At 59.9% G+C, this 24,828-nt stretch carries 27 protein-coding genes; 12 read left to right on the top strand and 15 right to left on the bottom strand.

Annotation, left to right across the window (positions count from 1 at the left end; translation table 11 throughout):
• The first annotated feature begins 68 nt into the window (after positions 1-68).
• Together ubiE and ubiB are read left to right on the top strand one after the other, a co-directional pair.
• On the top strand, positions 69-821 hold the full coding sequence (gene ubiE / locus ACR0A2_RS16090) for a bifunctional demethylmenaquinone methyltransferase/2-methoxy-6-polyprenyl-1,4-benzoquinol methylase UbiE (RefSeq protein WP_480836071.1): 753 nt from the start codon (positions 69-71) through the stop codon (positions 819-821).
• A 3-nt stretch (positions 822-824) separates the two neighbouring features.
• Complete coding sequence (ubiB, locus tag ACR0A2_RS16085; protein ID WP_480836069.1) at positions 825-2,354, top strand: 2-polyprenylphenol 6-hydroxylase; 1,530 nt, start codon at positions 825-827, stop codon at positions 2,352-2,354.
• Positions 2,355-2,449: 95 nt separating this feature from the next.
• Here ubiB and ACR0A2_RS16080 read toward each other — a convergent pair whose 3' ends face one another.
• On the bottom strand, positions 2,450-3,625 hold the full coding sequence (locus tag ACR0A2_RS16080; protein WP_480836067.1) for an acetyl-CoA C-acyltransferase family protein: 1,176 nt from the start codon (positions 3,623-3,625) through the stop codon (positions 2,450-2,452).
• Between the two features lie 116 nt (positions 3,626-3,741).
• On the opposite strand from ACR0A2_RS16080, the gene ACR0A2_RS16075 reads away from it, so the two are divergent.
• The 6 genes from ACR0A2_RS16075 to ACR0A2_RS16050 all read left to right on the top strand — a co-directional run bounded on the left by ACR0A2_RS16075 (position 3,742) and on the right by ACR0A2_RS16050 (position 9,378).
• Positions 3,742-4,305 carry a helix-turn-helix domain-containing protein gene (locus tag ACR0A2_RS16075; protein WP_480836065.1) on the top strand — a complete coding sequence of 188 codons (564 nt, stop codon included), beginning with the start codon at positions 3,742-3,744 and terminating at the stop codon, positions 4,303-4,305.
• A gap of 110 nt (positions 4,306-4,415) precedes the next feature.
• The gene (locus ACR0A2_RS16070; protein ID WP_480836063.1) at positions 4,416-5,603 is read left to right on the top strand and encodes a glycine C-acetyltransferase; all 1,188 of its coding nucleotides are present in this window, start codon (positions 4,416-4,418) and stop codon (positions 5,601-5,603) included.
• Positions 5,600-6,550: a PLP-dependent cysteine synthase family protein gene (locus tag ACR0A2_RS16065; protein ID WP_480836061.1), complete on the top strand. Its 951-nt coding sequence runs from the start codon at positions 5,600-5,602 to the stop codon at positions 6,548-6,550. Before ACR0A2_RS16070 ends, ACR0A2_RS16065 begins: the two co-directional genes overlap by 4 nt.
• 19 nt (positions 6,551-6,569) lie before the next feature.
• A complete protein-coding gene (tdh, locus tag ACR0A2_RS16060; RefSeq protein WP_480836226.1) occupies positions 6,570-7,598 on the top strand; it encodes an L-threonine 3-dehydrogenase in 1,029 nt (342 codons plus the stop codon).
• A gap of 64 nt (positions 7,599-7,662) precedes the next feature.
• Positions 7,663-8,547 carry a tryptophan 2,3-dioxygenase gene (locus ACR0A2_RS16055; RefSeq protein ID WP_152459784.1) on the top strand — a complete coding sequence of 295 codons (885 nt, stop codon included), beginning with the start codon at positions 7,663-7,665 and terminating at the stop codon, positions 8,545-8,547.
• A 3-nt stretch (positions 8,548-8,550) separates the two neighbouring features.
• Positions 8,551-9,378, top strand: a complete 828-nt coding sequence (locus ACR0A2_RS16050; protein ID WP_480836059.1) for an alpha/beta hydrolase — start codon at positions 8,551-8,553, stop codon at positions 9,376-9,378.
• A 68-nt stretch (positions 9,379-9,446) separates the two neighbouring features.
• On the opposite strand, the gene infB is transcribed toward ACR0A2_RS16050, so the two are convergent.
• The 6 genes from infB to pip all read right to left on the bottom strand — a co-directional run bounded on the left by infB (position 9,447) and on the right by pip (position 16,740).
• Entirely contained in the window at positions 9,447-11,921 is a 2,475-nt protein-coding gene (gene infB / locus ACR0A2_RS16045; protein WP_480836057.1) for a translation initiation factor IF-2, read from the bottom strand.
• Positions 11,922-11,929: 8 nt separating this feature from the next.
• The gene (locus ACR0A2_RS16040; RefSeq protein WP_480836055.1) at positions 11,930-12,553 is read right to left on the bottom strand and encodes an RNA-binding protein; all 624 of its coding nucleotides are present in this window, start codon (positions 12,551-12,553) and stop codon (positions 11,930-11,932) included.
• A gap of 22 nt (positions 12,554-12,575) precedes the next feature.
• Entirely contained in the window at positions 12,576-14,195 is a 1,620-nt protein-coding gene (nusA, locus tag ACR0A2_RS16035; RefSeq protein WP_480836053.1) for a transcription termination factor NusA, read from the bottom strand.
• Positions 14,195-14,785 (bottom strand): ribosome maturation factor RimP, encoded by a 591-nt coding sequence (gene rimP, locus ACR0A2_RS16030; RefSeq protein WP_152459779.1) that lies wholly within the window; start codon positions 14,783-14,785, stop codon positions 14,195-14,197. The genes nusA and rimP overlap by 1 nt, the downstream gene beginning before the upstream one ends.
• A gap of 159 nt (positions 14,786-14,944) precedes the next feature.
• Positions 14,945-15,766, bottom strand: coding sequence for an ABC transporter substrate-binding protein (locus tag ACR0A2_RS16025; protein WP_480620246.1), 822 nt, complete (start codon positions 15,764-15,766; stop codon positions 14,945-14,947).
• Positions 15,763-16,740, bottom strand: a complete 978-nt coding sequence (gene pip / locus ACR0A2_RS16020; protein ID WP_480620244.1) for a prolyl aminopeptidase — start codon at positions 16,738-16,740, stop codon at positions 15,763-15,765. The genes ACR0A2_RS16025 and pip overlap by 4 nt, the downstream gene beginning before the upstream one ends.
• 48 nt (positions 16,741-16,788) lie before the next feature.
• Between pip and ubiG the strand changes: the two genes are divergently transcribed.
• Entirely contained in the window at positions 16,789-17,535 is a 747-nt protein-coding gene (gene ubiG / locus ACR0A2_RS16015; RefSeq protein ID WP_480620242.1) for a bifunctional 2-polyprenyl-6-hydroxyphenol methylase/3-demethylubiquinol 3-O-methyltransferase UbiG, read from the top strand.
• A gap of 4 nt (positions 17,536-17,539) precedes the next feature.
• Here ubiG and ACR0A2_RS16010 read toward each other — a convergent pair whose 3' ends face one another.
• From ACR0A2_RS16010 to ACR0A2_RS15995, 4 genes are read right to left on the bottom strand one after another with little or no spacing between them, the layout of a single operon-like run.
• Positions 17,540-17,980 (bottom strand): MarR family winged helix-turn-helix transcriptional regulator, encoded by a 441-nt coding sequence (locus ACR0A2_RS16010; RefSeq protein ID WP_480447240.1) that lies wholly within the window; start codon positions 17,978-17,980, stop codon positions 17,540-17,542.
• A gap of 12 nt (positions 17,981-17,992) precedes the next feature.
• Positions 17,993-18,823: a carbon-nitrogen hydrolase family protein gene (locus tag ACR0A2_RS16005; RefSeq protein WP_480620240.1), complete on the bottom strand. Its 831-nt coding sequence runs from the start codon at positions 18,821-18,823 to the stop codon at positions 17,993-17,995.
• Positions 18,823-19,080: a glutaredoxin 3 gene (gene grxC, locus ACR0A2_RS16000; RefSeq protein ID WP_224857906.1), complete on the bottom strand. Its 258-nt coding sequence runs from the start codon at positions 19,078-19,080 to the stop codon at positions 18,823-18,825. Before grxC ends, ACR0A2_RS16005 begins: the two co-directional genes overlap by 1 nt.
• A gap of 38 nt (positions 19,081-19,118) precedes the next feature.
• A complete protein-coding gene (locus ACR0A2_RS15995) occupies positions 19,119-19,883 on the bottom strand; it encodes a double zinc ribbon domain-containing protein (protein WP_480836049.1) in 765 nt (254 codons plus the stop codon).
• On the opposite strand from ACR0A2_RS15995, the gene ACR0A2_RS15990 reads away from it, so the two are divergent.
• Both ACR0A2_RS15990 and hemH read left to right on the top strand, forming a co-directional pair.
• Positions 19,864-20,694: a methyltransferase domain-containing protein gene (locus tag ACR0A2_RS15990; RefSeq protein ID WP_171364222.1), complete on the top strand. Its 831-nt coding sequence runs from the start codon at positions 19,864-19,866 to the stop codon at positions 20,692-20,694. The two genes, ACR0A2_RS15995 and ACR0A2_RS15990, sit on opposite strands and share 20 nt — an antisense overlap.
• Positions 20,695-20,749: 55 nt before the next feature.
• The gene (hemH, locus tag ACR0A2_RS15985) at positions 20,750-21,799 is read left to right on the top strand and encodes a ferrochelatase (RefSeq protein WP_171171784.1); all 1,050 of its coding nucleotides are present in this window, start codon (positions 20,750-20,752) and stop codon (positions 21,797-21,799) included.
• A 72-nt stretch (positions 21,800-21,871) separates the two neighbouring features.
• Here hemH and ACR0A2_RS15980 read toward each other — a convergent pair whose 3' ends face one another.
• Positions 21,872-22,054 carry a hypothetical protein gene (locus tag ACR0A2_RS15980; RefSeq protein WP_117870963.1) on the bottom strand — a complete coding sequence of 61 codons (183 nt, stop codon included), beginning with the start codon at positions 22,052-22,054 and terminating at the stop codon, positions 21,872-21,874.
• A gap of 139 nt (positions 22,055-22,193) precedes the next feature.
• The gene (locus ACR0A2_RS15975) at positions 22,194-22,793 is read right to left on the bottom strand and encodes a L,D-transpeptidase (protein WP_152459769.1); all 600 of its coding nucleotides are present in this window, start codon (positions 22,791-22,793) and stop codon (positions 22,194-22,196) included.
• A gap of 169 nt (positions 22,794-22,962) precedes the next feature.
• Here ACR0A2_RS15975 and dalA point away from each other — a divergent pair, with 169 nt between their 5' ends.
• Positions 22,963-23,478, top strand: a complete 516-nt coding sequence (dalA, locus tag ACR0A2_RS15970) for a divisome-associated lipoprotein DalA (protein ID WP_171120163.1) — start codon at positions 22,963-22,965, stop codon at positions 23,476-23,478.
• 55 nt (positions 23,479-23,533) lie between these two features.
• On the opposite strand, the gene ptsN is transcribed toward dalA, so the two are convergent.
• Together ptsN and hpf are read right to left on the bottom strand one after the other, a co-directional pair.
• On the bottom strand, positions 23,534-23,998 hold the full coding sequence (gene ptsN / locus ACR0A2_RS15965) for a PTS IIA-like nitrogen regulatory protein PtsN (RefSeq protein ID WP_117872900.1): 465 nt from the start codon (positions 23,996-23,998) through the stop codon (positions 23,534-23,536).
• Positions 23,999-24,057: 59 nt separating this feature from the next.
• Positions 24,058-24,621 (bottom strand): ribosome hibernation-promoting factor, HPF/YfiA family, encoded by a 564-nt coding sequence (gene hpf / locus ACR0A2_RS15960; RefSeq protein WP_152459767.1) that lies wholly within the window; start codon positions 24,619-24,621, stop codon positions 24,058-24,060.
• Positions 24,622-24,828: the final 207 nt, after the last annotated feature.

Below are 24,828 nucleotides of genomic sequence, written 5' to 3'. Positions count from 1 at the left end.
AAGGGCCGCATTGTGCCCGCCTCTCTTGGCCCTATAACAGAGGCGAAAATCGACAAACGGCAAGGCAAATGTCCGACAACATCGACAAGACCACTCATTTCGGTTTCGAAACCGTCCCCGAGGCCGAAAAGGCCGGGCGCGTGCAGGGCGTGTTCAACTCGGTTGCCTCGAAATATGACGTGATGAACGACGTCATGTCGATGGGCATCCACCGGGTCTGGAAGGACGCGATGATGGACTGGCTGGCGCCACGCCCCGGCCAGCGGCTGCTGGACGTGGCCGGCGGTACGGGCGACATCTCGTTCAGGTTCCTCAAGCGCGCGGGTCACGGCCACGCCACGGTGCTGGACCTGACCGAGCCGATGCTGATCGAAGGGCGGCAACGTGCCGAGGCAGATCAGATGTCGGACAGCCTGAACTGGGTCGTGGGCGATGCCATGGCCCTGCCCTTCGAAGACAATACATTCGATGTCTACACGATCTCGTTCGGCATTCGGAACGTCACCCGCCCGCAAGAAGCTTTGAACGAGGCTTACCGCGTGCTGAAACCCGGCGGCCGTCTTATGGTGCTGGAATTCAGCCAGCTGCCCAATGAGGGGCTGCAAAAGCTCTATGACCTTTACAGCTTCAACGTCATCCCGCGCATGGGAAAACTGATCGCCAATGACTATGGCAGCTATCAGTACCTGGTCGAATCGATCCGAAAATTCCCCGATCAGGAAACGTTTCTGAACATGGTTCGCGCCGCAGGTTTCGAAAACGCCAAATACCGGAACCTGAGCATGGGTATCGCCGCGCTGCATTCCGGCTGGAAAATCTGACACATGCGTGGTCCCCATAACATCATCCGCCTGATCCGCACAGGCGCCACGCTCGAGCGCACAGGCGCCATGAACGTGGTGCTGGATGCGTTCGAAGCCCCGCGCGCCGTTCGCATTCTGGCCCACGCATTGGGCAAACCCTTTCAATGGCTTGGCTACAAAGGCGACCCCGGTATGCCACCGGCCACGCGCGCCCTGACGGCGCTTGGCCCCGCCTATATCAAATTCGGGCAAGTGCTTTCGACCCGCCCTGACGTCGTCGGAAATGAACTGGCCGAGCAACTGCGCGTTCTGCAAGACAAACTGCCCCCTTTCTCCAAAGCCGACGCGATGGCCGAAGTCGAGAAAGAACTGGGTCAGCCGATCTCAGACATGTTCAGCGAATTCAGCGAACCGATTGCCGCAGCCTCGATTGCGCAGGTTCACAAGGCCAAGCTGACCAGCACGGGCGAGGATGTCGCGGTGAAAGTCCTGCGCCCGGGGATCGAACGCGCGTTCCGCAAAGATGTCGATGCGTTCTATTTCGCCGCCCGGATCGTCCAGCTCTTCGCCCCCGGCGCGCGCCGCCTGCGACCGATGGAAGTGATCGAGCATTTCGACGGTGTCGTGCGCGGCGAACTGGATCTGCGTCTGGAAAGCGCGGCGGCCTCCGAATATGCCGCCAACACCAAGGACGACACCGGCTTCTGGCTGCCCCCCGTTGTATGGTCACTGTCCGCGCGGCGCGTCATGACGCTCAGCTGGGCGGACGGGATCGCGCTGGGTGACAATGATGCCCTGGATGCCGCAGGTCACAACCGCAATGATCTGGCCGAACGTGTCCTGCGCCTGTTCCTTCTCCACGCCCTGCGCGACGGCTTTTTCCACGCCGACATGCACCAGGGCAACCTGAAGGTGGCCGCGAACGGAGACATCATAGCCTATGACTACGGCATCATGGGGCATATCGATGAATACACGCGCAGGGTCTATGCCGAAATCCTGTTCGGTTTCATCCGCCGCGACTACAAACGCGTGGCCGAGGTGCATTTCGAAGCCGGCTATGTTCCCGCCAACCAGGACGTGGACGAGTTCGCACGCGCTCTACGTGCCGTGGGCGAGCCGATCTTCGGCATGGACGCCACGCATATTTCCATGGGGCGGTTGCTGAGCTATCTGTTCGAAGTGACCGAACGGTTCGGGATGGAAACCCGAACCGAGCTGATCCTGCTGCAACGCACCATGGTTGTCGTCGAAGGCGTTGCGCGCTCACTCGACCCTCATATGAACATCTGGGAAGTCGCCCGCCCCGTGGTCGAAGACTACATCAAACAATCCATCGGCCCCCGGGCGGCCCTGCGTGATTTTGGGAAAACCGCAATGGTGCTGGCCCGCTTCGGCCCGCGTCTGCCGGCACTGGTCGAAAACGCACTGATCGCGCAGACCCAGAAGGACGAACCGCAGACGCCCACCTTTTGGTCCTTTGCTCTGCCCGCCACGATCGGCGCCGCAGCAGGTGCGGCACTGGTCTTGCTGGTCAACGCGCTCAGCTGAACCAACCCGCCTGCTTCATCTGGCCACAAATATCCTCGGGGGGAATCGCGCCCTGGCGCGATGGGGGGCAGACAGCCCCCCGCACCCCTTCCGGGTCAGAGCCGCTCGATGGCGATGGCAATCCCCTGACCGCCCCCGATGCACATGGTGATCAACCCTTTGGACCCGCCGGTACGTTCCAGCTCGTACAGTGCTTTCAGCGTGATGATCGCACCCGTGGCCCCCACCGGATGCCCCAACGCAATCGCACCGCCGTTGGGGTTCACCTTGCTCGCGTCCAATCCAAGCTCCTGATTCACGGCCAGTGCCTGCGCGGCGAAGGCTTCATTGCTTTCGATCACGTCGAAATCATCCGCTGACAGGCCCGTCTTCTTCAACAGGTTTTGCACTGCCGGAACCGGACCGATGCCCATGACTTCCGGCCGCACGCCTGCATGCGCATAACCAATCACGCGCGCCTTCGGTTGCAAACCGGCCTTTTCGGCCGCATCCGCTGTCGCCAGCACCATCGCCGCCGCCCCGTCATTGATGCCCGAGGCATTGCCGGCTGTCACACGCCCGTCCTTCTTGAACACCGGGCGCAGACCGGCCAACGCTTCGGCAGTCGTCGCCTTTGGATGCTCGTCAACTTTGAAATCGACCATGTTCCGCTTGACCTTGACCTGTACCGGAGTGATCTGGCTGTCGAAGTACCCGGCCTCGATCGCCGCTGCCGCACGTGTCTGGCTGTCCAATGCGAACGCATCCATCTGCTCGCGGCTGATCTGATGCTCATCCGCCACGTTTTCGGCCGTCACCCCCATATGTCCAGTGCCGAAGGGGCAGTTCAGCGCACCCAGCATCATGTCCAGCGAGGTGACGTCGCCCATCTTTGCACCCCAGCGCGCCTGCGGAACGATATAGGGGCTGCGTGACATGCTTTCTGCTCCGCCTGCCACCGCAAAGTCAGCATCGCCCAGCATCAGGGACTGAACGGCTGACACGATCGCCTGCGCGCCCGATCCGCACAGGCGGTTCACGTTCATGGCCGGCGTACTATTGGGGATGCCAGCCTGCATGGCGGCGACGCGCGACAGATACATGTCACGCGGTTCAGTGTTGATCACATGACCGAACACCACATGCCCGATCTGCGCCCCCTCGACCCCCGATCGCTCAAGCGCCGCTTCGGTCGCGACAGTGGCCAGATCAATCGGCGCGGTTGAAGCCAGCGCACCACCAAAGGTGCCAATTGCGGTGCGGGCACCGTCGAGAATAACGATATCGCTCATGAGCTACTCCTCCTGAATTTCGCTGCATTATGCATGCGCAGAATGGCACTGTCGCCCCAAACGTCCCGTCACGCCGGGAATTGACATTGCGTTGCGCACCCCCCATGGATTCCGTCATGACGGAAGACACAGACGATATCCTGAACCTCCTGCCCGCCCGCCTGAAAGAGGCACGCCGGGCCAAAGGCCTGTCCCTGGAAGTGGTCGCCAATCTCAGCGGTGTGTCCCGGTCCATGGTCAGTCAGATCGAACGCGGGGAAAGCAGCCCGACGATCTCGACCTTGTGGAATCTGACACGCGCCTTGCAGGTGGATTTCGCCGGTCTCTTGGAGGGCACAAAGGCCACGGACCAGATCGAGGTGCTCAGAAACTCCGAAGTGCCCAGCATCGACAATATGGGGCAGAACTGCCGAATTCGCATCCTGTCACCGCCGGAAGAGGCCGGGGGTCATGAAGTCTATGATATCGAATTCGACGAGGACGGGGCCCTGAACAGCCAACCCCACGCCCGCGGTGCCCGCGAACAGCTCACCGTGCTGGAAGGCGCGGTCAAAGTCACTTCAGGCAATGCGGTGTCCGAGTTGAACCAGGGGGACACGGCCCGATACGCCGCCGACATTGCGCATTCCATCTGTGCCCAGGGGCCAGCCCGGGTATTTCTGATCGTAAAAAACGCCTGACATCCGCGAAATTCCGCCTTCACGGATATTTTTCCTTCATATTGAATTTCCCCTATTTGGGAATTTCATCCGCTATGTTAGATGTGCGACTCAGTTGAACGGAGGTCGCCATGGCAGATGCATTCCTGTCCCATATCACGGACACACTTGCGCAGATCGAATCTGAAGGTCTTTACAAACGCGAACGAATGATCACCTCGCCTCAGGGCGGTGAGATCACTGTGGGCGGCAAGCAGGTGATCAACCTCTGTGCCAACAACTATCTGGGTCTGGCGGATCACCCGGCGCTGATCGAGGCCGCGACACAAGCGATGGCGCCCAAAGGATTCGGCATGGCGTCGGTTCGGTTCATCTGTGGCACGCAAGACATTCACCGCGAACTGGAACAACGTCTTGCCAATTTCCTGAACAAGGACGACTCCATCCTTTTTGCCGCCTGTTTCGACGCCAATGGCGGGTTGTTTGAACCTCTGCTGGGACCGGAAGACGCCATCATTTCGGACAGCCTGAACCACGCTTCGATCATCGACGGCGTGCGGCTGTGCAAGGCCAAGCGCTATCGCTATCTGAACAATGACATGAACGACCTCGAAGCCTGGCTGAAACAGGCGCGCGAGGACGGGGCGCGGCATACCATGATCGCCACCGATGGCGTGTTCTCGATGGACGGCTATCTGGCCAACCTGCCGAAAATCCGGGAACTGGCCGATAAATACGATGCGATTGTCATGGTGGACGATTGCCATGCGACCGGCTTCATGGGGCCGAACGGGGCCGGCACACCCGATCATTTCGGCGTCGATGTGGATATTCTGACGGGAACCTTGGGCAAGGCACTTGGGGGGGCAATCGGCGGCTATATCGCCGGGCCGCAGCCAGTGATCGACCTGCTGCGGCAGCGGGCGCGGCCCTATCTGTTCTCAAACTCGCTGCCGCCCTCGATCGTCGCTGCCGGGTTGGAGGCGATCCGTCTGGTCGAAGAAGGCGACATGCTGCGCGCGCAACTGTTTGGAAACGCCAAGTATTGGCGCGCTGGGCTGGAAAAGCTTGGCTTTGACCTGCTGCCCGGGGAACACCCGATCATCCCGGTGATGCTGGGTGAGGCGACGCTGGCACAAGACATGGCGTCACGGCTGTTCGACGAAGGCGTCTATGTTTCGGGCTTCTTCTTTCCGGTCGTCCCACGCGGGCAAGCTCGGATCAGAACGCAGATGAATGCGGCTCTGACCAGGGATGAACTGGACCGCGCCCTGTCCGCATTCGGCAGGGTCGGCAAAGAGCTGGGGGTCATCGAATGATCCTTCCATCGGTCATCGATGTGATCGGCGGCACCCCCATGGTGGAACTGTCGCGCGTGTGCGCCCAGCAGAAGCTGAACGGGCGTATTATCGCCAAGCTTGACTACTTGCTGCCGGGATTTTCGAAAAAGGACCGCGCGGCGAAGTCCATCATCGAAACGGCGCGCGCAGACGGGACTTTGTCACCAGGGCAAACGGTGGTCGAGCTGACGTCGGGCAATATGGGCACCGGGCTGGCCATTGTCTGCGGTATTCTGGGCCATCCTTTCGTGGCTGTCATGAGCGCCGGAAACTCGATCGAACGCGCACGTATGATGCGGGCCCTGGGGGCCGAAGTTGTCATCGTGCCCCAGGCCCCCGGCAGCAAACCCGGCGAAGTCTCTGGGGCCGATCTTGAACTGGTCGATGTCGAGGCGAAACGCATCACGGCCGCACGCAACGCGTTTCGTGCGGATCAGTTTGGCCATTCGGGAAACCCCAAGGCCCACGAAACCGGGACCGGGCCCGAGGTTTGGGCGCAATCCGAAGGCACCGTCACGGCATTCTGCGACTTTGCAGGATCGGGCGGAACGCTGGCCGGAGCGGCAGAGTATCTGAACCGGCACGGCGTGCGATGCTATGCCGTGGAACCTGCGGGCGCGCGCGCTTTGGCCGGTGAGCCGGTTTCGACCCCGGACCATCCCATTCAGGGCGGCGGTTACGCCATGGATGATCTGGTGCATTTGAAGGATAGCCAATTGGCCGGACACCTTGCTGTTTCGGGGAAGGCCGCGCGGGACTGCGCCCGGCTTCTGGCGCGGACCGAGGGGATATTCGCCGGCTATTCGGCAGGCGCGAATCTTGCTGCGGCGATTGAACTGCTGCGCGGCCCCGAAGAAGGCGGCTGCGTCGCCATCGTCATGTGTGACAGCGGCCTGAAATACCTGTCGACCGATTTGTGGGAGTAAACATATGCGACCCAACACAATGAAAGCACTGGAAAAATCCAAACCCGAAGAAGGGTTGTGGATGGTGCAGGCCCCGATCCCCGAAATTGGCCCGGATGATGTGCTGATCCGCATCAACAAGACGGGTATCTGCGGCACCGACATCCATATCTGGAACTGGGATGAATGGGCGTCTCATACCGTGCCGGTTCCGATGATCACCGGCCATGAGTTTGCTGGAGAGATCGTCGAGATCGGGCGCAACGTGACAGGGCTTGAAATCGGCCAGCGATGCTCGGGCGAGGGTCATCTGATCACCACCGACAGCCGTCAGAGCCGCGCCGGAAAGTTTCACCTGGATCCGGGAACTCGGGGCATCGGAGTGAATGAACAGGGCGCATTTGCCGAATATCTGAAACTGCCTGCCTTCAACGTGGTGCCCTTGCCCGAGGACATACCGGATGAGATCGGAGCCATCCTCGATCCGCTGGGCAATGCGGTGCATACCGCCCTCAGCTTTGATTTGCTGGGCGAGGACGTTCTGATCACGGGTGCGGGCCCCATCGGCATCATGGCCGCTGCCGTCGCTCGTCATGCGGGTGCACGCAACGTGGTCATCACCGACATCAACGCAGACCGATTGAAACTGGCCGAACATGTGGTTCCCTCGGTGCGGACCGTCGATGTCTCCACGGAGGACTTGCAGGGCGTCATCGCCGAGCTTGGGATGAAAGAAGGGTTCGATGTCGGGCTTGAAATGTCCGGCTCGCAAGCCGCCCTGGACCAGATGGTCGAAGCCTTGGTGATGGGTGGAAAGATCGCGTTGCTGGGGATTCCTCCGGGCAAATCTCCGGTTGACTGGTCGCGCATCGTGTTCAAGGCGATCACGATCAAGGGGGTCTATGGGCGAGAGATGTTCGAGACGTGGTACAAGATGATCGCCATGCTGCAAAACGGTCTGGATGTGTCCCGCGTGATCACGCACCGCTTTGCGGTTGATGATTTCACCAAAGGGTTTTCCGCGATGAAATCAGGCCTGTCCGGCAAGGTTGTTCTGGACTGGACCTAACGCGCTGGAAAGTTGCACCCTCAGCCCCTAGACAGGTGCAGAACTTGCACAAGGGAGGCATGAGATGGGCGAGAACAAAGACGATCGTCTGTTGCAACGGGGGGTCGAAGACACCCTAGTCACTGATTTCGCCGAAACGCACCGCAAAAGCTATGGCGACTTCCTGCAACTGAAGACGCTGCTGAACCTGCAAAAAACCTTTCAGGACCCCGCACAACCTGACGAGATGCTGTTCATCATCATTCATCAGGTCAGTGAGCTGTGGCTGAAACTGATGCATCACCAACTGGTCGAGGTGCGTCGGTTCCTGCAACAAGACGAATTCGGACCCGCCATGAAAAACCTCGACCGCATCAAGGCCATTCAACGGCAATTGATTGCGGCCTGGGAAACGCTGCTGACCATGACGCCAGCCGACTACATGACGTTTCGGCAGGCCCTCGGCAATTCTTCCGGGTTTCAAAGCTATGGGTACAGGCAGATCGAGTTCATTCTGGGCAACAAGGATGCCTCGACCCTGAAAGTGCACGAGCATGACCCCGAGGTGATGGAGATGCTGAACGCCGCCCTGACCAAACCGTCCCTGTATGACGAAGTGTTGCACATGCTGGCCCGGCAGGGGTTCGACGTTCCAAGGGATTTGATCGAGCGGGACTACTCCGAACCCTATTCCGGTGATCCGCGCGTGGTTCAGATCTGGGTCGACGTGTTCCGCAACACGGACAAGTATTGGGATTTGTATGCGCTGGCAGAAAAGCTCATGGATGTGGAAAGCCTGTTTCAACGCTGGCGCTTTGACCACGCCACCGCGGTTGAACGTGTGATCGGAATGCAACCCGGTACCGGAGGTTCCAGCGGCGTGGCTTTCTTGCGAAAAGCACTTGAGTTGCGGTTCTTCCATGACCTCTATGATGTGCGGACGGAACTGATGTACAGCGGGCAGGGCTGAGCCATGCTGTATCGCGGATTTTCACAAGCCGAACTGGAGCGGGAATACTCTCCCAGTTCGATGATCGGTGGCGACCTGACCCCTTATCTGGCCAGCTATCAAACGCTGAGTGCGCAAGCCCGTGCCGAGCTGCCCGTTCAGGCCAACCTGACCTATGGCGACGCCCCGGCCCAGGTGCTGGATTTCTTTCCCGCGAAGGGGGCCGGCGCCCCGTTGCATGTCTTTATTCACGGTGGGTATTGGCAGGATCTCAGCCAGCGCGAATCGGCCATGATGGCCCCGGCGCTGATCGAAGCCGAGCAATCCTTTGCCACCTTGAACTACACGCTCGCCCCGGATGCGCGGCTGGATCAAATGGTCGACGAATGTCGCGACGCCCTCCTGTGGCTTGCGTCACAGGCCGAGGCACTGGGACTCGACCCGACGCGGGTCACCTTGTCAGGACACAGTGCCGGCGCCCATCTGGCTAGCATGGTCATGGCGACCTCGGCCGGCGCATTGGCCCGCGCCGGGCTGCGTGTGCGTGACGTGCTTCTGATCAGCGGTGTTTATGATCTGGAACCCATCAGTTTGACATCCGTGAATGATCCTCTGCAACTGACCCCGGTCGAAGTGAACGATCTGTCCCCAATCCGCAACCTGCCCCCACCGGGCCCCCGCTATCATGTTTCAGTGGGGGAACGGGACACCGGTGAATTCATTCGTCAAAGCCGCGACTATGCGGAACGGCTGCGCAAGGCCGGGCACTCGGTCAGCTTTGCCTTGAAACACGGAATGCACCATTTCGACATCATCCTGCATTCCGGGACATTCCAGCCCGACACGCAATGAGGCATTTTTCAAACAAAAACAGCGGCCCGATCGGTGCCGCTGTTTTTTTGCGTCCGTCCCGCTTGGGATCAATCCAGGGTGCGGGTAACCTCTTCGCGCTCGAAGATCTCGATCACGTCGCCCTGGCGGATATCGTCGTAGTTCTCGAACGCCATACCACATTCCTGACCCGACTGGACCTCGGCCACTTCGTCTTTGAAGCGCTTCAGGGTCTTCAGCGTGCCTTCGTGGATCACTACGTTGTCGCGCAGCAGGCGAACGCCTGCCGAACGGCGGGCAACGCCTTCGGTCACCAGACACCCGGCAACCTTGCCGACACCGGTAACCTTGAAGACTTCGCGGATCTCGGCATAGCCGATGAACTTTTCGCGGATCTCGGCACTCAGCAGGCCGGATGCGGCCGCTTTCACGTCGTCGACCAGGTCATAGATCACCGAGTAGTAGCGGATCTCGACACCCTTTTGGTTCGCCGTGTTCCGCGCCGATGCGTTGGCACGGACGTTGAAGCCAAAGACCGGCGCGCCCGACGCTTCGGCCAGACCAACATCCGTCTCGGTGATCGCGCCCACACCCGAGTGCAGAACGCGCACGCGCACTTCTTCGTTGCCGATCTTTTCCATCGCCTGAACGATGGCCTCGGCAGAACCCTGCACATCGGCTTTGACGAGGATCGGCAACTCGGCCACGTTCTCGTCTTCCTTGGCCTTCTGCATCAGCTGTTCAAGGGTGGTCGCGGCACCTGCCGCGGCGCGTTTGTCCTTGGCGGCCTGTTCGCGATAAGCGGCGATTTCACGGGCCTGCGCTTCGGTCTCGGTCACGTTCAGAACGTCGCCCGCTTCGGGTGTACCGTTCAGGCCCAGAACCTCGACCGGAACCGAGGGGCCAGCTTCCTTGACGCGCTCACCCTTGTCGTTGATCAGCGCGCGGACCTTACCGTACTGCTCACCTACAACGAAGATGTCGCCCTGACGCAATGTGCCGTTCTGAACCAGAACCGTGGCGACCGGGCCACGACCCACGTCCAGCTGCGCCTCGATCACGGCCCCTTGGGCGGCGCGGTTCGGGTTTGCCTTCAGTTCCAGAATCTCGGCCTGAAGCGCGATGGCTTCCAGCAATTCGTCCAGACCCTGACCCGTGATAGCGGACACTTCGACATCCTGGACGTCACCGGACATTTTCTCAACGATCACTTCGTGTTGCAGCAGATCGGTGCGCACCTTGTCCGGGTTTGCATCCGGCTTGTCGACCTTGTTGATCGCCACGATCATCGGTACTTCGGCCGCTTTTGCGTGGTTGATCGCTTCGATCGTCTGCGGCATCACCGCGTCGTCAGCCGCGACGACCAGAACCACGATATCCGTCACCTGAGCACCGCGCGAGCGCATCGACGTAAACGCCGCGTGGCCCGGAGTGTCGAGGAAGGTCAACGTGGTGCCGCCATCGGTTTTCACCTGATACGCGCCAATATGTTGGGTGATGCCACCGGCCTCACCCGCCACAACGCGCGCGTCGCGGATTGCGTCCAGCAGCGAGGTCTTGCCGTGGTCAACGTGACCCATGATGGTGATGACCGGCGGACGCGGTTGCAGATCGTCTTCGCTGTCTTCGACCTCTTTGATGACATCTTCAACATCCGAATCGGATACGCGCGTGACCTTGTGGCCAAATTCTTCGATGATCAGTTCCGCGGTGTCTGCGTCGATGGTCTGGTTCTGCGTGACCATCATGCCCATCTGCATCAGCGATTTGACCACGTCAGCCACACGCTCGGCCATACGGTTGGCCAGTTCCGACACCACGATGGCCTCGGGCAGCTGTACGTCGCGGATCACCTTTTCCCGTTCAACGGCACCGCCCATGGCTTTCTGACGCGCACGCTCCTGCTTGCGCTTCATCGCGGCCATCGAGCGCTGACGGTTGCCTTCGCCACCGGTCGCCTGACCCAGAGTCAGCTTGCCCGAACGGCGGTTGTCGTCGCGTCCTTTGCCACGGCCACGCTGTTCACGTTCGCGGTCCTGTTTGCGCGGTGTGGCTGCCGGCGCAGGTTTGCTGGCCGGGGCACGAGCCGCTTTGGGCTCTTCCGGTGCGGGCGCGGCAGCGGCGCGTTTGGCAGCTTCTTCCGCCTCTTTGCGCTTGCGTTCTTCTTCCTCAGCCTTCTGACGCGCACGCTCTTCGGCTTCGCGCTGTTCGCGTTCTTTGGCTTCCTGTTCCGCACGGCGGCGTGCGCGCTCTTCTTCGCGCGCCTTTTCAGCAGCTTCGCGCGCCGCGGCCTCTTCGGCCTCGCGTGCCTTGGCCGCTTGCAACGCCTTCATGCGGCGCGCCATTTCCGCATCGGAAATGCCCGCAGGACGACGCGACGGATCACCCGAAGGTGCAGCACCGCCACCCGGCTTTGCTGCGCCCGGCTTGGGAACCACCACGCGTTTGCGTTTGGTTTCCACCACGACATTCTTGGTACGTCCGTGGCTGAAACTCTGTTTCACATTTCCGGGGCGTGCCCCGCCACGAAGACCCAATGTCTTTTTGCCGTCATTATCGCTCATAAAGCTACTTACCCTTCCGCGCGGCCCCTGCCGCCGTCATCCGTTTCGCGCAAGCCACGCAGGCGCTGCGCTTCCTCTACAACACGTTTGGCGAGTCCGCCAGAGGCCAAGGCCGCATGAATCACCGTTTGGCGCCCAAATGCCTGTCCTAATTCGTCTGCCGTCAGCCAACCTATGTATTTCCCGAAGTGCGGCGTGCTCAGTTTGGACTTGCCGCGCCCCGATCCATCAGCGGCCTGAATCAGCACCTGCGCCTCTTCCCGGTCCAGCCACGTCTTGACCTTTTCATACCCGGCGACTGCGTCGCCGGACTTGCGCGCCAGGCTGATCAGCTCGACAACGCGGCGCGCGATCTGCTGTTCAACCTTTTCCGCCAGGTCCTTGGGCACAGACACCTGCGCCTTGAACCCCCGCGCAAACAGTTTCTTGCCAACGGCCTTGTCCAGGGCGGCACGATCCGCCGCCACATAGACCCCCCGCCCGGGCAGTTTCGCCGCGACATCCGGAAAAACCTGACCGTCCGGCCCCGTCACAAAGCGGATCAGCCCGTATTTGGGCTGCACCTCGCCCGTGGCGATGCACTTGCGCTCGGGTCCGTCGGACCGATCCTTATGGGCGCCACCGCGACTCATACACGCCACCCGAAGCCCGAGATCAGGCCTCGACCTCCTCGTCTGTTGCGTCGCCGTCGACGTCTTCTTCCGCCTGTTCCAGCTCGGCCGGATCAACCCAACCCAGCAGGATACGCGCCGTCATGACCATATCTTGCGCCTCTTCCAGCGTTACGCCGAAAGGCTCCAATACACCGTCATCCTTGACACGCTCACCATCGACGGTCGTCCAGCCACCGGCCAGTTCCCAGTCGGCGCATGTTGCGAAATCTTCCAGAGTCTTCACGTCGTCCCTGGCCAGCGCCTCTACCATCTGGGGTGTCAGGCCTTCGAATTCAATGAGACTGTCCTCGGCCCCCAATTCACGCGCCGCATCCAGTGCCGCCTTGGCCTGTGCTTCCAGGAATTCGCGGGCGCGGGTTTGCAGTTCCTGCGCGGTACCTTCGTCAACGCCGTCAATGACCAGCAGTTCTTCAATCTCGACATAGGCAACCTCTTCGAGGTTGGTGAAGCCTTCCGAGACCAGCAGCTGAGCAAAGAATTCGTCCAGATCCAGGCTGTCCATGAACAGTTTGGTACGGGCTTCGAATTCCTTCTGACGGCGGGCCGATTCTTCGGCCTCGGTCATGATGTCGATGTCCAGACCGGTCAGCTGGCTGGCCAGACGGACGTTCTGACCGCGGCGACCGATGGCAAGGCTCAGCTGCTCTTCCGGCACGACAACCTCGATCTTGCCGGCTTCTTCGTCCAGAACCACCTTGGAGACCTCGGCGGGCTGCAGCGCGTTCACCAGGAAGGTCGGCTGATCTTCGTTCCACGGGATGATGTCGATCTTTTCACCCTGCAGTTCGTTCACAACGGCCTGCACACGGCTGCCGCGCATACCGACGCAAGCACCGACTGGGTCAATCGATCCGTCATACGAGATCACGGCAATCTTGGCGCGCGAGCCGGGGTCACGAGCCACGGCCTTGACCTCGATGATGCCGTCATAGATTTCCGGCACTTCCATTTTGAACAGCTCGGCCATGAATTCCGGCGCGGTACGCGAAAGGAAGATCTGGTGGCCACGCACTTCGCGGCGCACTTCCTTGATATAGGCGCGCACGCGGTCATTCGGGCGATAGCTTTCGCGGCCGATCTTGTCATTGCGGCGCAGAACGGCCTCGGCACCGCCCAGATCGACGATGACATTGCCAAACTCTTCGCGTTTGACAGCACCGTTGATGATGGTACCCGCGCGATCCTTGAATTCTTCGTACTGACGGTCGCGTTCCGCTTCGCGGACCTTTTGCAGGATCACCTGCTTGGCAGACTGCGCCGCGATCCGGCCCATTTCAACCGGCGGCACTTCTTCGACGAAGACGTCGCCAACCTCAGGCGCTTCCATGTACTGGCGCGCCTGCTCAACAGTCATCTCGGCCTGATAGTTCTCAAGCTCTTCATCCTCGACCACGGTGCGCACGCGAGTGAAGGTCGCCTTGCCGGTCTTGCGGTCGATGGACACGCGAATGTCCATTTCCGCGCCGTAACGGCTCTTGGCGGCACGGGCGAGCGATTCCTCCATCGCTTCGACAACCAGACCGGGGTCGATCATCTTTTCGCGTGCCACGGCCTCGGCGGTCTGCAGCAGCTCCAGCTGGTTGGCTGAGGTGATTGCCATCAGTTCGTCTCCTCTTCGGACCCTTCGGTCTCAATCTCGTCGAAAGCGTTTTCGTTCAGGGCACCGGCGTCTTTACGCTGGCGCAGCATTTCCTTGATCAGATCGTCGGTCAGGACCAGCTTGGCGTCGCTCAACCAGTCGAATTGCAAACCGATGGTGATCGTCTCGTCCCCCTCGGGGATGTTGATCAGAACCTCATCCCCTTCGATCCCGGCCAATTCACCCTTAAAACGGCGGCGGCCGTCGATCAGCTCGGCGGTCTCGATCTTGGCCTCATAGCCTTCAAACGTCTCAAAATCCTTGAGGCGCGTGAGAGGACGGTCGATTCCGGGACTGGAAACTTCCAGTGTATAGGCATCAAGGATCGGATCCTCGACGTCCAGCGTGGCGCTGACCGCATTGGAAATCTCAGCGCAGTCGTCCACTTCGATGCCACCGTCTGGCTTGTCAGCCATGATCTGCAGCGTGGTCTGCTTGCCGCTCATCAAGCGAATGCGCACAAGTTCATACCCCAGATCCTCAATCACGGGGGTGATGATCTCGGCCAGTCGCCGGTCAATGGCAGCTTTGGCTATCAGGTCGTTTGTCATCTGGTTCTCTACCCTTCAATCGGGCACAAAAAAACGGGCGCGCGGCCCGTCGAATTTTCCGGTGGAGCCTTGGACCAGAAGTCCAACGCGCCGCTGTTGAAACTGCATATACGCAGGATGGCCCGAGTCTGCAACCCCCCGAGGGATTCGCATTCGGATTTACACCATCCACCACCGTTCGGCGATGCGGCCATCGTCCAGCGCACCGTTCCCGGCAATATGCCGCGGCATCCCGACAGCATCCGATACGGCAAGGGCCATGTCGGCCTCGGACGGGTGGAACCGGACACCGCGCGTGCCTCGCATTCCGGCCCGATCCGGAAGCGCCGCGATATCGACATACCCGTCCCGCAGCGCCTCGGCCCGCACGGCAGGGTCCGGGATTACAATGACCTCAAACGCGTCAGCCCATCCGGCCTGACCCTCTTTGTAATGCCCCTCGACACGGCGACCCAGAAAATGGCGGCCATCTTCTGCCCGTTCGACACGATAGCAGCCGGTGCCGTTGGCCTTGCGCAACGGGGATACGGTTTCACCGGCGCGCGCAACGACAAAGCGGCTGTCGGCCAACAGGAAAGGCAATCCGGGATTTGCCTCGGCAAGTTCCAGCCGCAGGCGGTTGGGGGCAAGCGCCTCGGGCCTTCCGATTTCGGCCAGAACGGCCAGGACATCGGCAATCTGCAACGGTTCGCCATCGTGAAAGACCGCATCATCACGCAGATCAAAGCTCCAGACCCGTGCGTCGGCGTCGGTTTGCCAGCCGGTCGCAAGCTCACCGCGCAACGTACCATCCGGGGCGATTTCGGTCATTGTGTCGAAAACGGCCCCACGCGCCACTTGCTCGAGACTGTCATCGCGCGGAACGGCCAGACGCAATGTCCCGCCTTTCTTGGGCGTACCGGCAAGGGATGCTCCTGTCGCCGCCAGCAATGCGGCAGCGGCACCAGAGGCAAAGAGAGCACGGCGATCGATGCGGGTCATGCGACACCCTCCGCCACACGGTCCATGATCCGCACCAGTTCCGCGCTGATACCCGGCTCGGACAGGGCGTGCCCCGCCTGACGAACCATCTTCAGTTCGGCATTCGGCCAACGTTCCGCCAGGGACCAGGCGGCCTGCGGCGGGCAGATCATATCATAGCGCCCCTGCACGATATGGCCGGGGATATGCGCGATCCGGTCCATCTGTTCCAGAATCTGCCCGTCCGTTTCCAGAAACGCCTTGTTGGTGAAATAGTGATTCTCGAGCCGCGCAAAGGTGCGCGCGTATTCGCCGGGGCTTTCGCCAACCGATCCGTTGGTGTGGATCGAGGCCAGCGCGTTTTCCCAATGCGACCAGGCCCGCGCATACAGGATCTCTGTCGCGCGGTCGCCCGAAAACAGACGTTTGTTATAGGCGGCAATGGTGTCGTCCAGTTCAACCTCGGGCAGCAGCGAGGTAAATTTCTGCCATTGCTCGGGCCAGAACCGCCCAGCGCCGCCGCCGTAAAACCAGTCAAGCTCGGCCTGAGTCGCAAGGAACACCCCGCGCAGCACCAACCGGCTGACGCGATCGGGATGGGTCTGGGCATAGATCAACGCCAGAGTCGCCCCCCAGCTTCCGCCAAAAGCGATCCATTCTTCGATCTCGAAGAGTTTGCGCAGCCGCTCTATGTCGGCTACCAGATGCCACGTCGTGTTGTCTTCGACCGAGGCGGTGGGGCGCGACCGGCCACATCCGCGCTGGTCAAACAGAATCACCCTGTAGGCCTGTGGATCGAAGTATCGCCTCATGGCCGGGCTGCACCCACCACCCGGCCCCCCGTGCAGGATCACGACGGGTATGCCGTCAGGATTTCCGCATTGTTCCACATAAATACGGTGCCCATCGCCCATATCGACCATCCGCTGGTCGAAAGGGTCGATCGGCGGGTACAGATATTGAACTGCGCGCTTTTGGTCCGGGTACTTGTCCATTATGGCCCTATATAGTCCTTAAGCGTAAAAGAGCACACGGAGACAGGAATGCAAGCGCATCCGAACACGGTGGACCCGTCCGAGATCGCAAAATTCGAGGCGATGGCGGCTGAATGGTGGGACCCGCACGGAAAATTCAAACCATTGCACATGCTTAATCCGTGCCGACTGGATTATGTCACGCAGCAGATCGCCGGTGAATTCGATCGCGACCTAAAGTCGCCTGTGCCGTTCGAAGGCCTGCGCCTGCTGGATATCGGCTGCGGCGGCGGGCTGCTGAGCGAACCGATGGCCCGTTTGGGGGCCGACGTTGTGGGCGCCGACGCGGCCGAAGGCAACCTGCCCGTGGCGCGCATTCACGCGGAACAGTCCGGGCTGAAGATCGACTATCGCCATACCACGGCCGAGGACATGGCCGCTGCCGGTGAGCAATTCGATGTTGTGCTGAACATGGAAGTGGTGGAACACGTGGCTGATCCCCTGTCCTATCTGACCGCCACGCGTCAGTTGCTCAAACCCGGCGGGTTGGAGATTTGTTCAACTATCAACCGCAACCCGAAATCCTACGCCATGGCGATTTTCGGGGCCGAGGTCGTCATGCGTTGGCTGCCGCGCGGAACGCATGAATGGAACAAGTTCATCACGCCGGACGAGCTGTTCGACCTGCTGCGTCAGGCCGGGCTGGACCCGGTGGACCGCAAAGGGTTCGTGTTCAACCCGATCCTTTGGAGCTGGTCCATCTCGGATCGGGACTTGAGCGTGAACTACGTGACGGCGAGCGTGAAGCCACAGTAGGGAGTTATTCCCCCTCCAACTGCATGCGCAAATCCCGAAGCACTGGTAGGGCGCTGCGCACACGCTCCAGCCCCAGCTCTCCGACCACGCGGTTGATCAGCGGGGCAATCGAGGAAATCGCCTGATCCCGCGCCCGTCGACCTGCGGGGCTGATCGCCACCATCTTGCGGCGGGCGTCGTCCCAGTCGGGGCGGATGTGGATGTAACCGGCCCATTCCAGCTTGGCCAAAGTATTGGTCATCGCGCCACGGGTCACGTGGAATGTGTTGGCCAGTTGCGCCGGGCTACGCTCGTCCCCGACGAAAACCAGATGATTCAGCACCGAGAAATGCGAAATTTCCATACCCTTGGGCAGCACCCGGCTGAGCCGGTTGCGCAACAACTGATCCGCGGTCAGGATCTCGCTGAACAGCGTGACCGCAAGGGCGTTGGTGTCTTCCGTCATTGTTCAATTCTGTCAGGGTCCGGTGAAAGACCGGGTGTGTGTCAACGACGGCACGCGGCGGCGCGCCTCTGTCACAGAACTATCATCCAAATCGAAAATGTGAATGCCCGGATCTGTCCCTGCGTCGATCAGCACCTTTCCCCAAGGGTCCACAACCATGCTGTGCCCATGGGTAAAACGCGTCTTTCCGCGCGTTGATGGGTGTTCCCCCGTTTGCGCGGGGGCCAAGACCCAACAGCCTGTCTCGATCGCCCGGGCCCGCAACAGCGATTCCCAATGCGCGGCGCCCGTAACAGGTGAAAACGCTGCCGGAACGGTCAGGATGCGCGCGCCTGCCTGCGCCAAAGCCGCATGCAGGTATGGAAACCGGATGTCATAACAGATGGTCAAACCCACCTTGCCAAAATCGGTTTCAGCTATGACCGCCTTTTCGCCGGGGCGATAGTTCTTTGATTCGCGAAACGTCTCGGTCTCGGTGACCTGCACGTCGAACATATGGATCTTGTCGTAGCGCGCCACGATCTGACCTTGCGGATTGATCATGAAAGACCGGTTGGCAAACCGCCCGTCAGCGTCATGAGTCTTGATTCCCAGTGACCCGATCAACACCCACACGCCCAGTCGGGCGGCCTGATCCCGCAGGCCGGCCAAGGTGATGTCGTCTTCTTCGTGCTGAAGAACCTCGTTTTGCCGCGTCGTACTGTTTGACACGCAATTCGTGACCTCTGGCGTCAGGATAAACCGCGCACCCTGCCCTGCCGCGTCGGCCGCCATGGCGCGCACCATGTCCAAGTTTTCGACCGGATCATCCGACGACGTGATTTGCAGCAGCGCGGTCTTCATCAGGCCGCAAGCAGACGGTCAAGCTTGCCTTGCCGCTCCAGCTCGTAAAGGTCGTCGCAGCCGCCCACATGCTGTGACCCGATGAAAATCTGAGGCACGGTGCGTTTGCCGCCTGCGCGCTGGATCATCTCGGGCTTGCGTTTGGGGTGCATCAGAATGTCAACTTCCTTGAACTCAACGCCTTTCTGCTTCAGCAGACGTTTGGCCGCGTGGCAAAAACCACAGAGCGGCGAGGTATAGATTTCTACGGGCTTCATGTTCCGGTCCCTTTGGGTTTCGTGCGATCTTGGGCGAATTAGGCATCCTTGGCAACGCGCGCCAGTGCCAACACGAAAATATGATTTGCCCCTGCGGCCTGACACGCACGCGTGCACGCCGCCAACGTCGCGCCGGATGTCATCACGTCATCCACCAGCAGGACATCGCGCCCCTTCAAATGCAGCGCCCGCCTTGGGTGGATGTCAATTGCGCCTGCCAAGGCTTCGCCCCTTTCCCGCGCGGTCTTTCCGTCCAGCACAGGGGTCCGCCGTTTGCGCACCAGCAGATCCGGCACGTAGTCCAATCCGGTTTCTTGCCCCAAGTTGCGTGCCAGCAGCGCAGACTGATTGTATCGCCGTTTCAGCAGGCGTGACCAATGCAACGGCACCGGAGCAATCACCATCCCGGGACGCAGCAGATCGCGCCCGGCCTGCGCCATCCAACGGGCAGCGGGGCGGGCCAGTTCGGTCCGGTCACCATGCTTCAAGGCCAGAACAAGTGACCGCGCCTTCCCATCATACATCAGCGCAGCGCGGCCCGTGTTCCAGGGCGGAGGGGTTTTCAGACAATCGTCGCACTCGGTCCGGAACCTGTCTGCACTTCCGATCACGGGCACACCACAGCTTTCGCAAACCGTGCCACCGATGAACGGCGTATCCCGCCAACACGCCCCACACAGGCCGAAATCGGATTCCGTCAGCTCTCCGCAGCTCATGCAACGCGGCGGGTAGATCAGTGCAAGGGCAGTTTGAATCCGCTGCGCAATGCGATACTTGCGACCTATGAAACTGCCCGAGCCCACCGCACCCTCTCTTTTCGACCGTAACGCCATTCTGCATCATCGCGCCCGCGCGAAGGACGACGCACTGTTCTTGCACCGCGCCGCCATTGATGAGGTTCAGGATCGGCTCTCCATGGTTAACAGAACCTTTACGGCACCTGCGGTTGTGACCCCTTTCCCACAGCTTTGGGCAGACGTTTTTCCGGATGCCGCCATTGTCGCGGATGACGATGTGCTGTCGCTGCAACCCGGTGCGCATGATCTGGTGATTCATGCGATGGCGCTGCACTGCGCCAATGACCCGGTCGGCCAGTTGATCCAATGCAAAAGGGCTTTGAAACCGGATGGGTTGGTTCTTGTTGTATGCCTTGGGGGTGAGACCCTTCACGAATTGCGCGCCGCGCTGGGTCAGGCCGAAATCGAAGTCACGGGCGGGCTCAGCCCCCGCATCGTCCCCATGGCCGAACTGCGCGATCTGGGTGGGTTGCTGCAAAGGGCCGGTCTGGCATTGCCAGTGGCCGATGCCGTACCGCTGACGGCAGAATACCGCGATATCTGGCACCTGATGCATGATCTGAGGGACATGGGTGAGACCAACGCTCTGGCTGCCCGGTTGAAATGTCCGACCCGACGCAAAGTGTTCGAAGCCGCGCAGCGCGTCTATTCGGATCACTTTTCGACGGAAACAGGCCGTCTTGCCGCAACCTTCGAACTGATTTGCCTGACCGGTTGGTCCCCCGATGACAGCCAACCAAAGCCGCTGCGCCCGGGGTCAGCCCAAATGCGCCTGGCAGATGCCCTGCGCACGGAAGAGGGCAAACTGTCGGATTGACGCGCAACCAAATCCCTTTATCTCAGGTCGGAACACGAAAATTCAGGAATGCCCAATGTTTGATGCCACTCGTCCCGCTCATGCCCCTGCCGACCATCCCAAGGTCAAGATGGGCCGTGTTGGCATTTTGCTGGCCAATCTGGGCACACCGGACAATTACACCTATTGGCCGATGCGTCGCTATCTGAACGAGTTTCTGTCGGATCAGCGGGTCATCGACTATCCGAAATGGAAATGGCAACCGATTCTTCAGGGAATCATCCTCAGCAAACGGCCATTCAGTTCGGGTGAAGCCTACAAATCGATCTGGAATCACGAGAAGGGCGAAAGCCCGCTGATGACGATCACCAAGGACCAGACTGCCAAGCTGCGCGACGCGATGCAGGATCGGTATGGGGATCAGGTGATGGTCGATTTCTGCATGCGCTACGGCAACCCGTCAACAAAATCCAAAGTGCGCGAGATGGTTGCCGCGGGCTGTGACCGTATTCTGTTCTTCCCGCTTTACCCACAATACGCGGGCGCAACCACGGCCACCGCCAATGACCAGTTCTTTCGTGCACTGATGGATGAGGCCTGGCAGCCTGCCACGCGAACCGTACCGGCCTATTTCGACCAACCCGCCTATATCGACGCTCTGGCGCAATCCGTTGAACGTGCTTATGCAGCGGCGGAGATAAAACCCGATATTCTGGTCTGCTCGTATCACGGGATGCCGGAACGGTATCTGCAACAGGGTGACCCCTATCATTGCCAGTGCGCCAAGACGACACGGCTGCTGAAGGAACGGCTGGGATGGTCTGACGATCAACTGGTTTCAACGTTCCAGTCGCGATTCGGCCCCGAGGAATGGCTGAAACCCTATACAGTGGATCATGTGGCGGATTTGGCCAAACAGGGCAAAAAGAACATAGCGGTCATCGCGCCGGCTTTCTCGGCCGACTGCATCGAAACGCTGGAAGAGATCAACGAAGAGATCAAGGAAAGCTTCGAAGAAGCGGGCGGCGAAACCTTCACCTATATTCCATGTCTCAATGACGATGCGGCGCACATAGCTGCATTGGGCACAGTGATCGAAGAAAACTTGCGCGGCTGGCTGGACTGACCTGCACAGCCTTGGGAAAATAAAAAAGGCGGTGGATTGCTCCACCGCCTTTTTCATGAATTCCGTGTCGGATTAGCTTGCAGCAACAGCAGCAGCAACAACGACCAGCAGGATCAGCGGCAGCAGGATGCCCTGCGACGAACCCTGAGTTTCTTCTACAACAACAGGTGCTTCAACAACCGGCTCTTCCAGGTTACCAGCATAAGCGGTCGAAGCAGCAGCAGTCAGTGCAGCAGCGAGAACGAGTTTCTTCATATTAACCTCCAGAATTTGCGCAGTTCCAATGCCCGGAACCACACATCTAAGACTTACCTCGTGGTTTTTTCTAATCAGCATTGACGCTGGAATGCAATTGCAACTTGACCGCTAAGCGGGTTCCCACACGAAAATGTCGTCAAATTAGCAACACTTGCGTGCCGACCTTCGCCATCGAGAACAGCTCGGCAATGTCTTCGTTGAACAGACCGATACAGCCATTCGACGACCGGCGTCCGATTTTTCGCGTATCGTGCGTTCCGTGAATGCGATAGTACTTCCAACTCAGGTATAAAGCATGTGTTCCCAGCGGGTTATCCGGTCCCGGAGGGATATAGTCAGGCCATTCCGGGTTTCGCTTTTTCATGGACGGTGTCGGAGACCAGCTGGGCCCTTCAACCTTTCTGATCACGCTGGTACGCCCCCGGCGGGTCAGTTCCTCGGTCAGGGGAACCGATGAAGGGTAGAGTTTGTATATACTTTGATCATCTGACCAATAGTGCAGCGCGCGCGACACGGTATCGACCAGAATGGCACCGTTTCTGGTGTTCGAAAAGTACGGCTGCCAATCCAGCGCCCGGAAACCCGATACGTTGCGGCGCACCGACGGTTCGGGTTCGGGTGCAGGGCGCAGCGGATCACCGGGGATGTACTGCGCCAGTGCGGGTGTTGCCAGCGTTGCAGTGGCCCCAGCCAGAAAACCCCTGCGTGTGGACGTTTGAATGCGCTTTTTGACCATGACAACGGGTCCTGTGTTCAAGTGAGGTCTGAAATCCGTGACATTCTATTGCCAGAATGCTTCAGTCGCAAATCAAACCGGCAGAATCACGCAAGTTTAGGCTATTGCACGTTTGCTCAGAGCTGTCAGGCGCGCTATGCCCTGTAATGACACAATAACCAGGTCGATCATGACGCGTATCGTTTCTTTACTCTTGATTTGCTTTGTCGCGCTGGCGGCATGTACAGACACCGGCACCACGACCATTGGTGCAGACGGTCGCCCGCTGCCCACGGTCTACAAAATTCGCGGCAACCCGGAAAAGTTGCAGTTCCGTATGGTTGATTCGGTCAATGCCCTGCGTCAGGCTCAGGGATTGCAGCCTGTCCAGCTGAACGCGCAGTTGAACGCAGCAGCGGCGACCCATTCCAAGGACATGGCCAGACAGAACCGGCCCTGGCACTTTGGGTCCGACGGCTCCTCTCCGATCGATCGGGCTGCACGGGTCGGATATTTCGGCACGTTCCTCGGTGAAGCAATTTCCGAGACCTACGAAACCGAAACCGAAACCCTTGCCGCCTGGATGCAGGAACCCGGACCGCGCGCCGTGATCATGGACCCCAAGGCCACGCAGATGGGGTTCGCCTGGCATCAGGAAAAAGGCGGGAAAATCTGGTGGACGCTGGAAATGGGAACCGGCGGCTGACCCCGATCACCGTACACAGAAAAAAGCCCCCGAAATCCGGGGGCTTTTTTTCTGATTACGCTGCTTGCATGGACTGCGCTTCGGTCAGGATCGCATAAAGCTTGACCGGATCGGGGTTCGCCCGAAGCTTGGTGCACACCGACGTGTCCCTCAGCGTGCGTGACACAAGGGCCAGCGCCTTGAGGTGATCGACGCCGGCCTCTTCCGGCGCAAACAGTGCAAAGGCGATGTCCACGGGTTGACGATCAACCGACCCAAAGTCGATGGGCTTTTCCAGCATGACGAATACGCCCGAAACCGAATCAAGCTCGGGCAACCGCGCGTGCGGAAGCGCAACGCCATGCCCCACGCCGGTCGGGCCCAGGCTTTCCCGTTCAAGCAGACAGTCGACGACGGCCTGAGAATCGAGGCCCAGATTGGCGGCTGCGACATCGCCGATTTCCTGAAACAACCGCTTCTTGCTGGAAGCGGCGGATAGTACACGTACTGCTTCGGGCTTCAGTATGCTCGAAAGCTCCATGATCATGCTCCATAGGCACGGCACCCGCGTTGGCGGGTGCGGCCCCGTATCCTTGCCTGTTAAGGATCAATCCAGCCGATGTTACCGTCTTCGCGACGATACACGACGTTCAATCCATCCTTGTTCTCATTTCTGAACACCAGCACCGGGGCGCCGGCAAGTTCCATTTGCATCACGGCTTCACCAACGCTCAAAGATGGGATTTTTGTTTCCATCTCAGCCACAATCATGGGCTGCAGCGATTCGGGTTCATCGGCCGCGTCCGATTCGTCAGAAGCGAGGATATAAGAGGACGCTCCAAAGAGTTCAACCGGCTCGGACCGATCCTTGTGGTGGTCCTTCAAACGACGCTTATAGCGCCGCAGTTGTGTTTCCATTTTGTCGCAGCATGCCTCGAATGCCGCATAAATTTCGGTTGCATGCGCCTTGGCCTGAGCGGTCAGCCCGGTGGACAGGTGCACTGTTGTTTCGCATACATATTCATGCGCTGAACGGGAAAAGACGACGTTGGCATCGGTAGGCCGCTGGGCATATTTACCCACAACCTCGCCCAATTCGGTCTGCACGTGAGTCTGAAGCGCCGCACCGATGTCGATCTGTTTTCCGCTGATTTGGTAACGCATGTGATCTCCTTCACAATTCACACCCATTCTGACGTCACGTTACGCGACGAACTTGTTTTTATCGGGTGGGGGGTCGAGACACTTTCCGCGGTTGTCTTAACTCCAGCCCTTCAACGAAGGGACAACGATCTCCAGACTGGAACCGGGTAAATGCCATGGGACAATTGAGGCAAGAGACGAGGGAAGAGTCAATCAAAACAGGTGTGT

It is taken from the genome of Ruegeria sp. H8, from assembly GCF_056532905.1.
The sequence above is the reverse complement of the archived record's forward strand: the minus strand, read 5'-3'. Positions and strand labels throughout refer to the sequence as shown.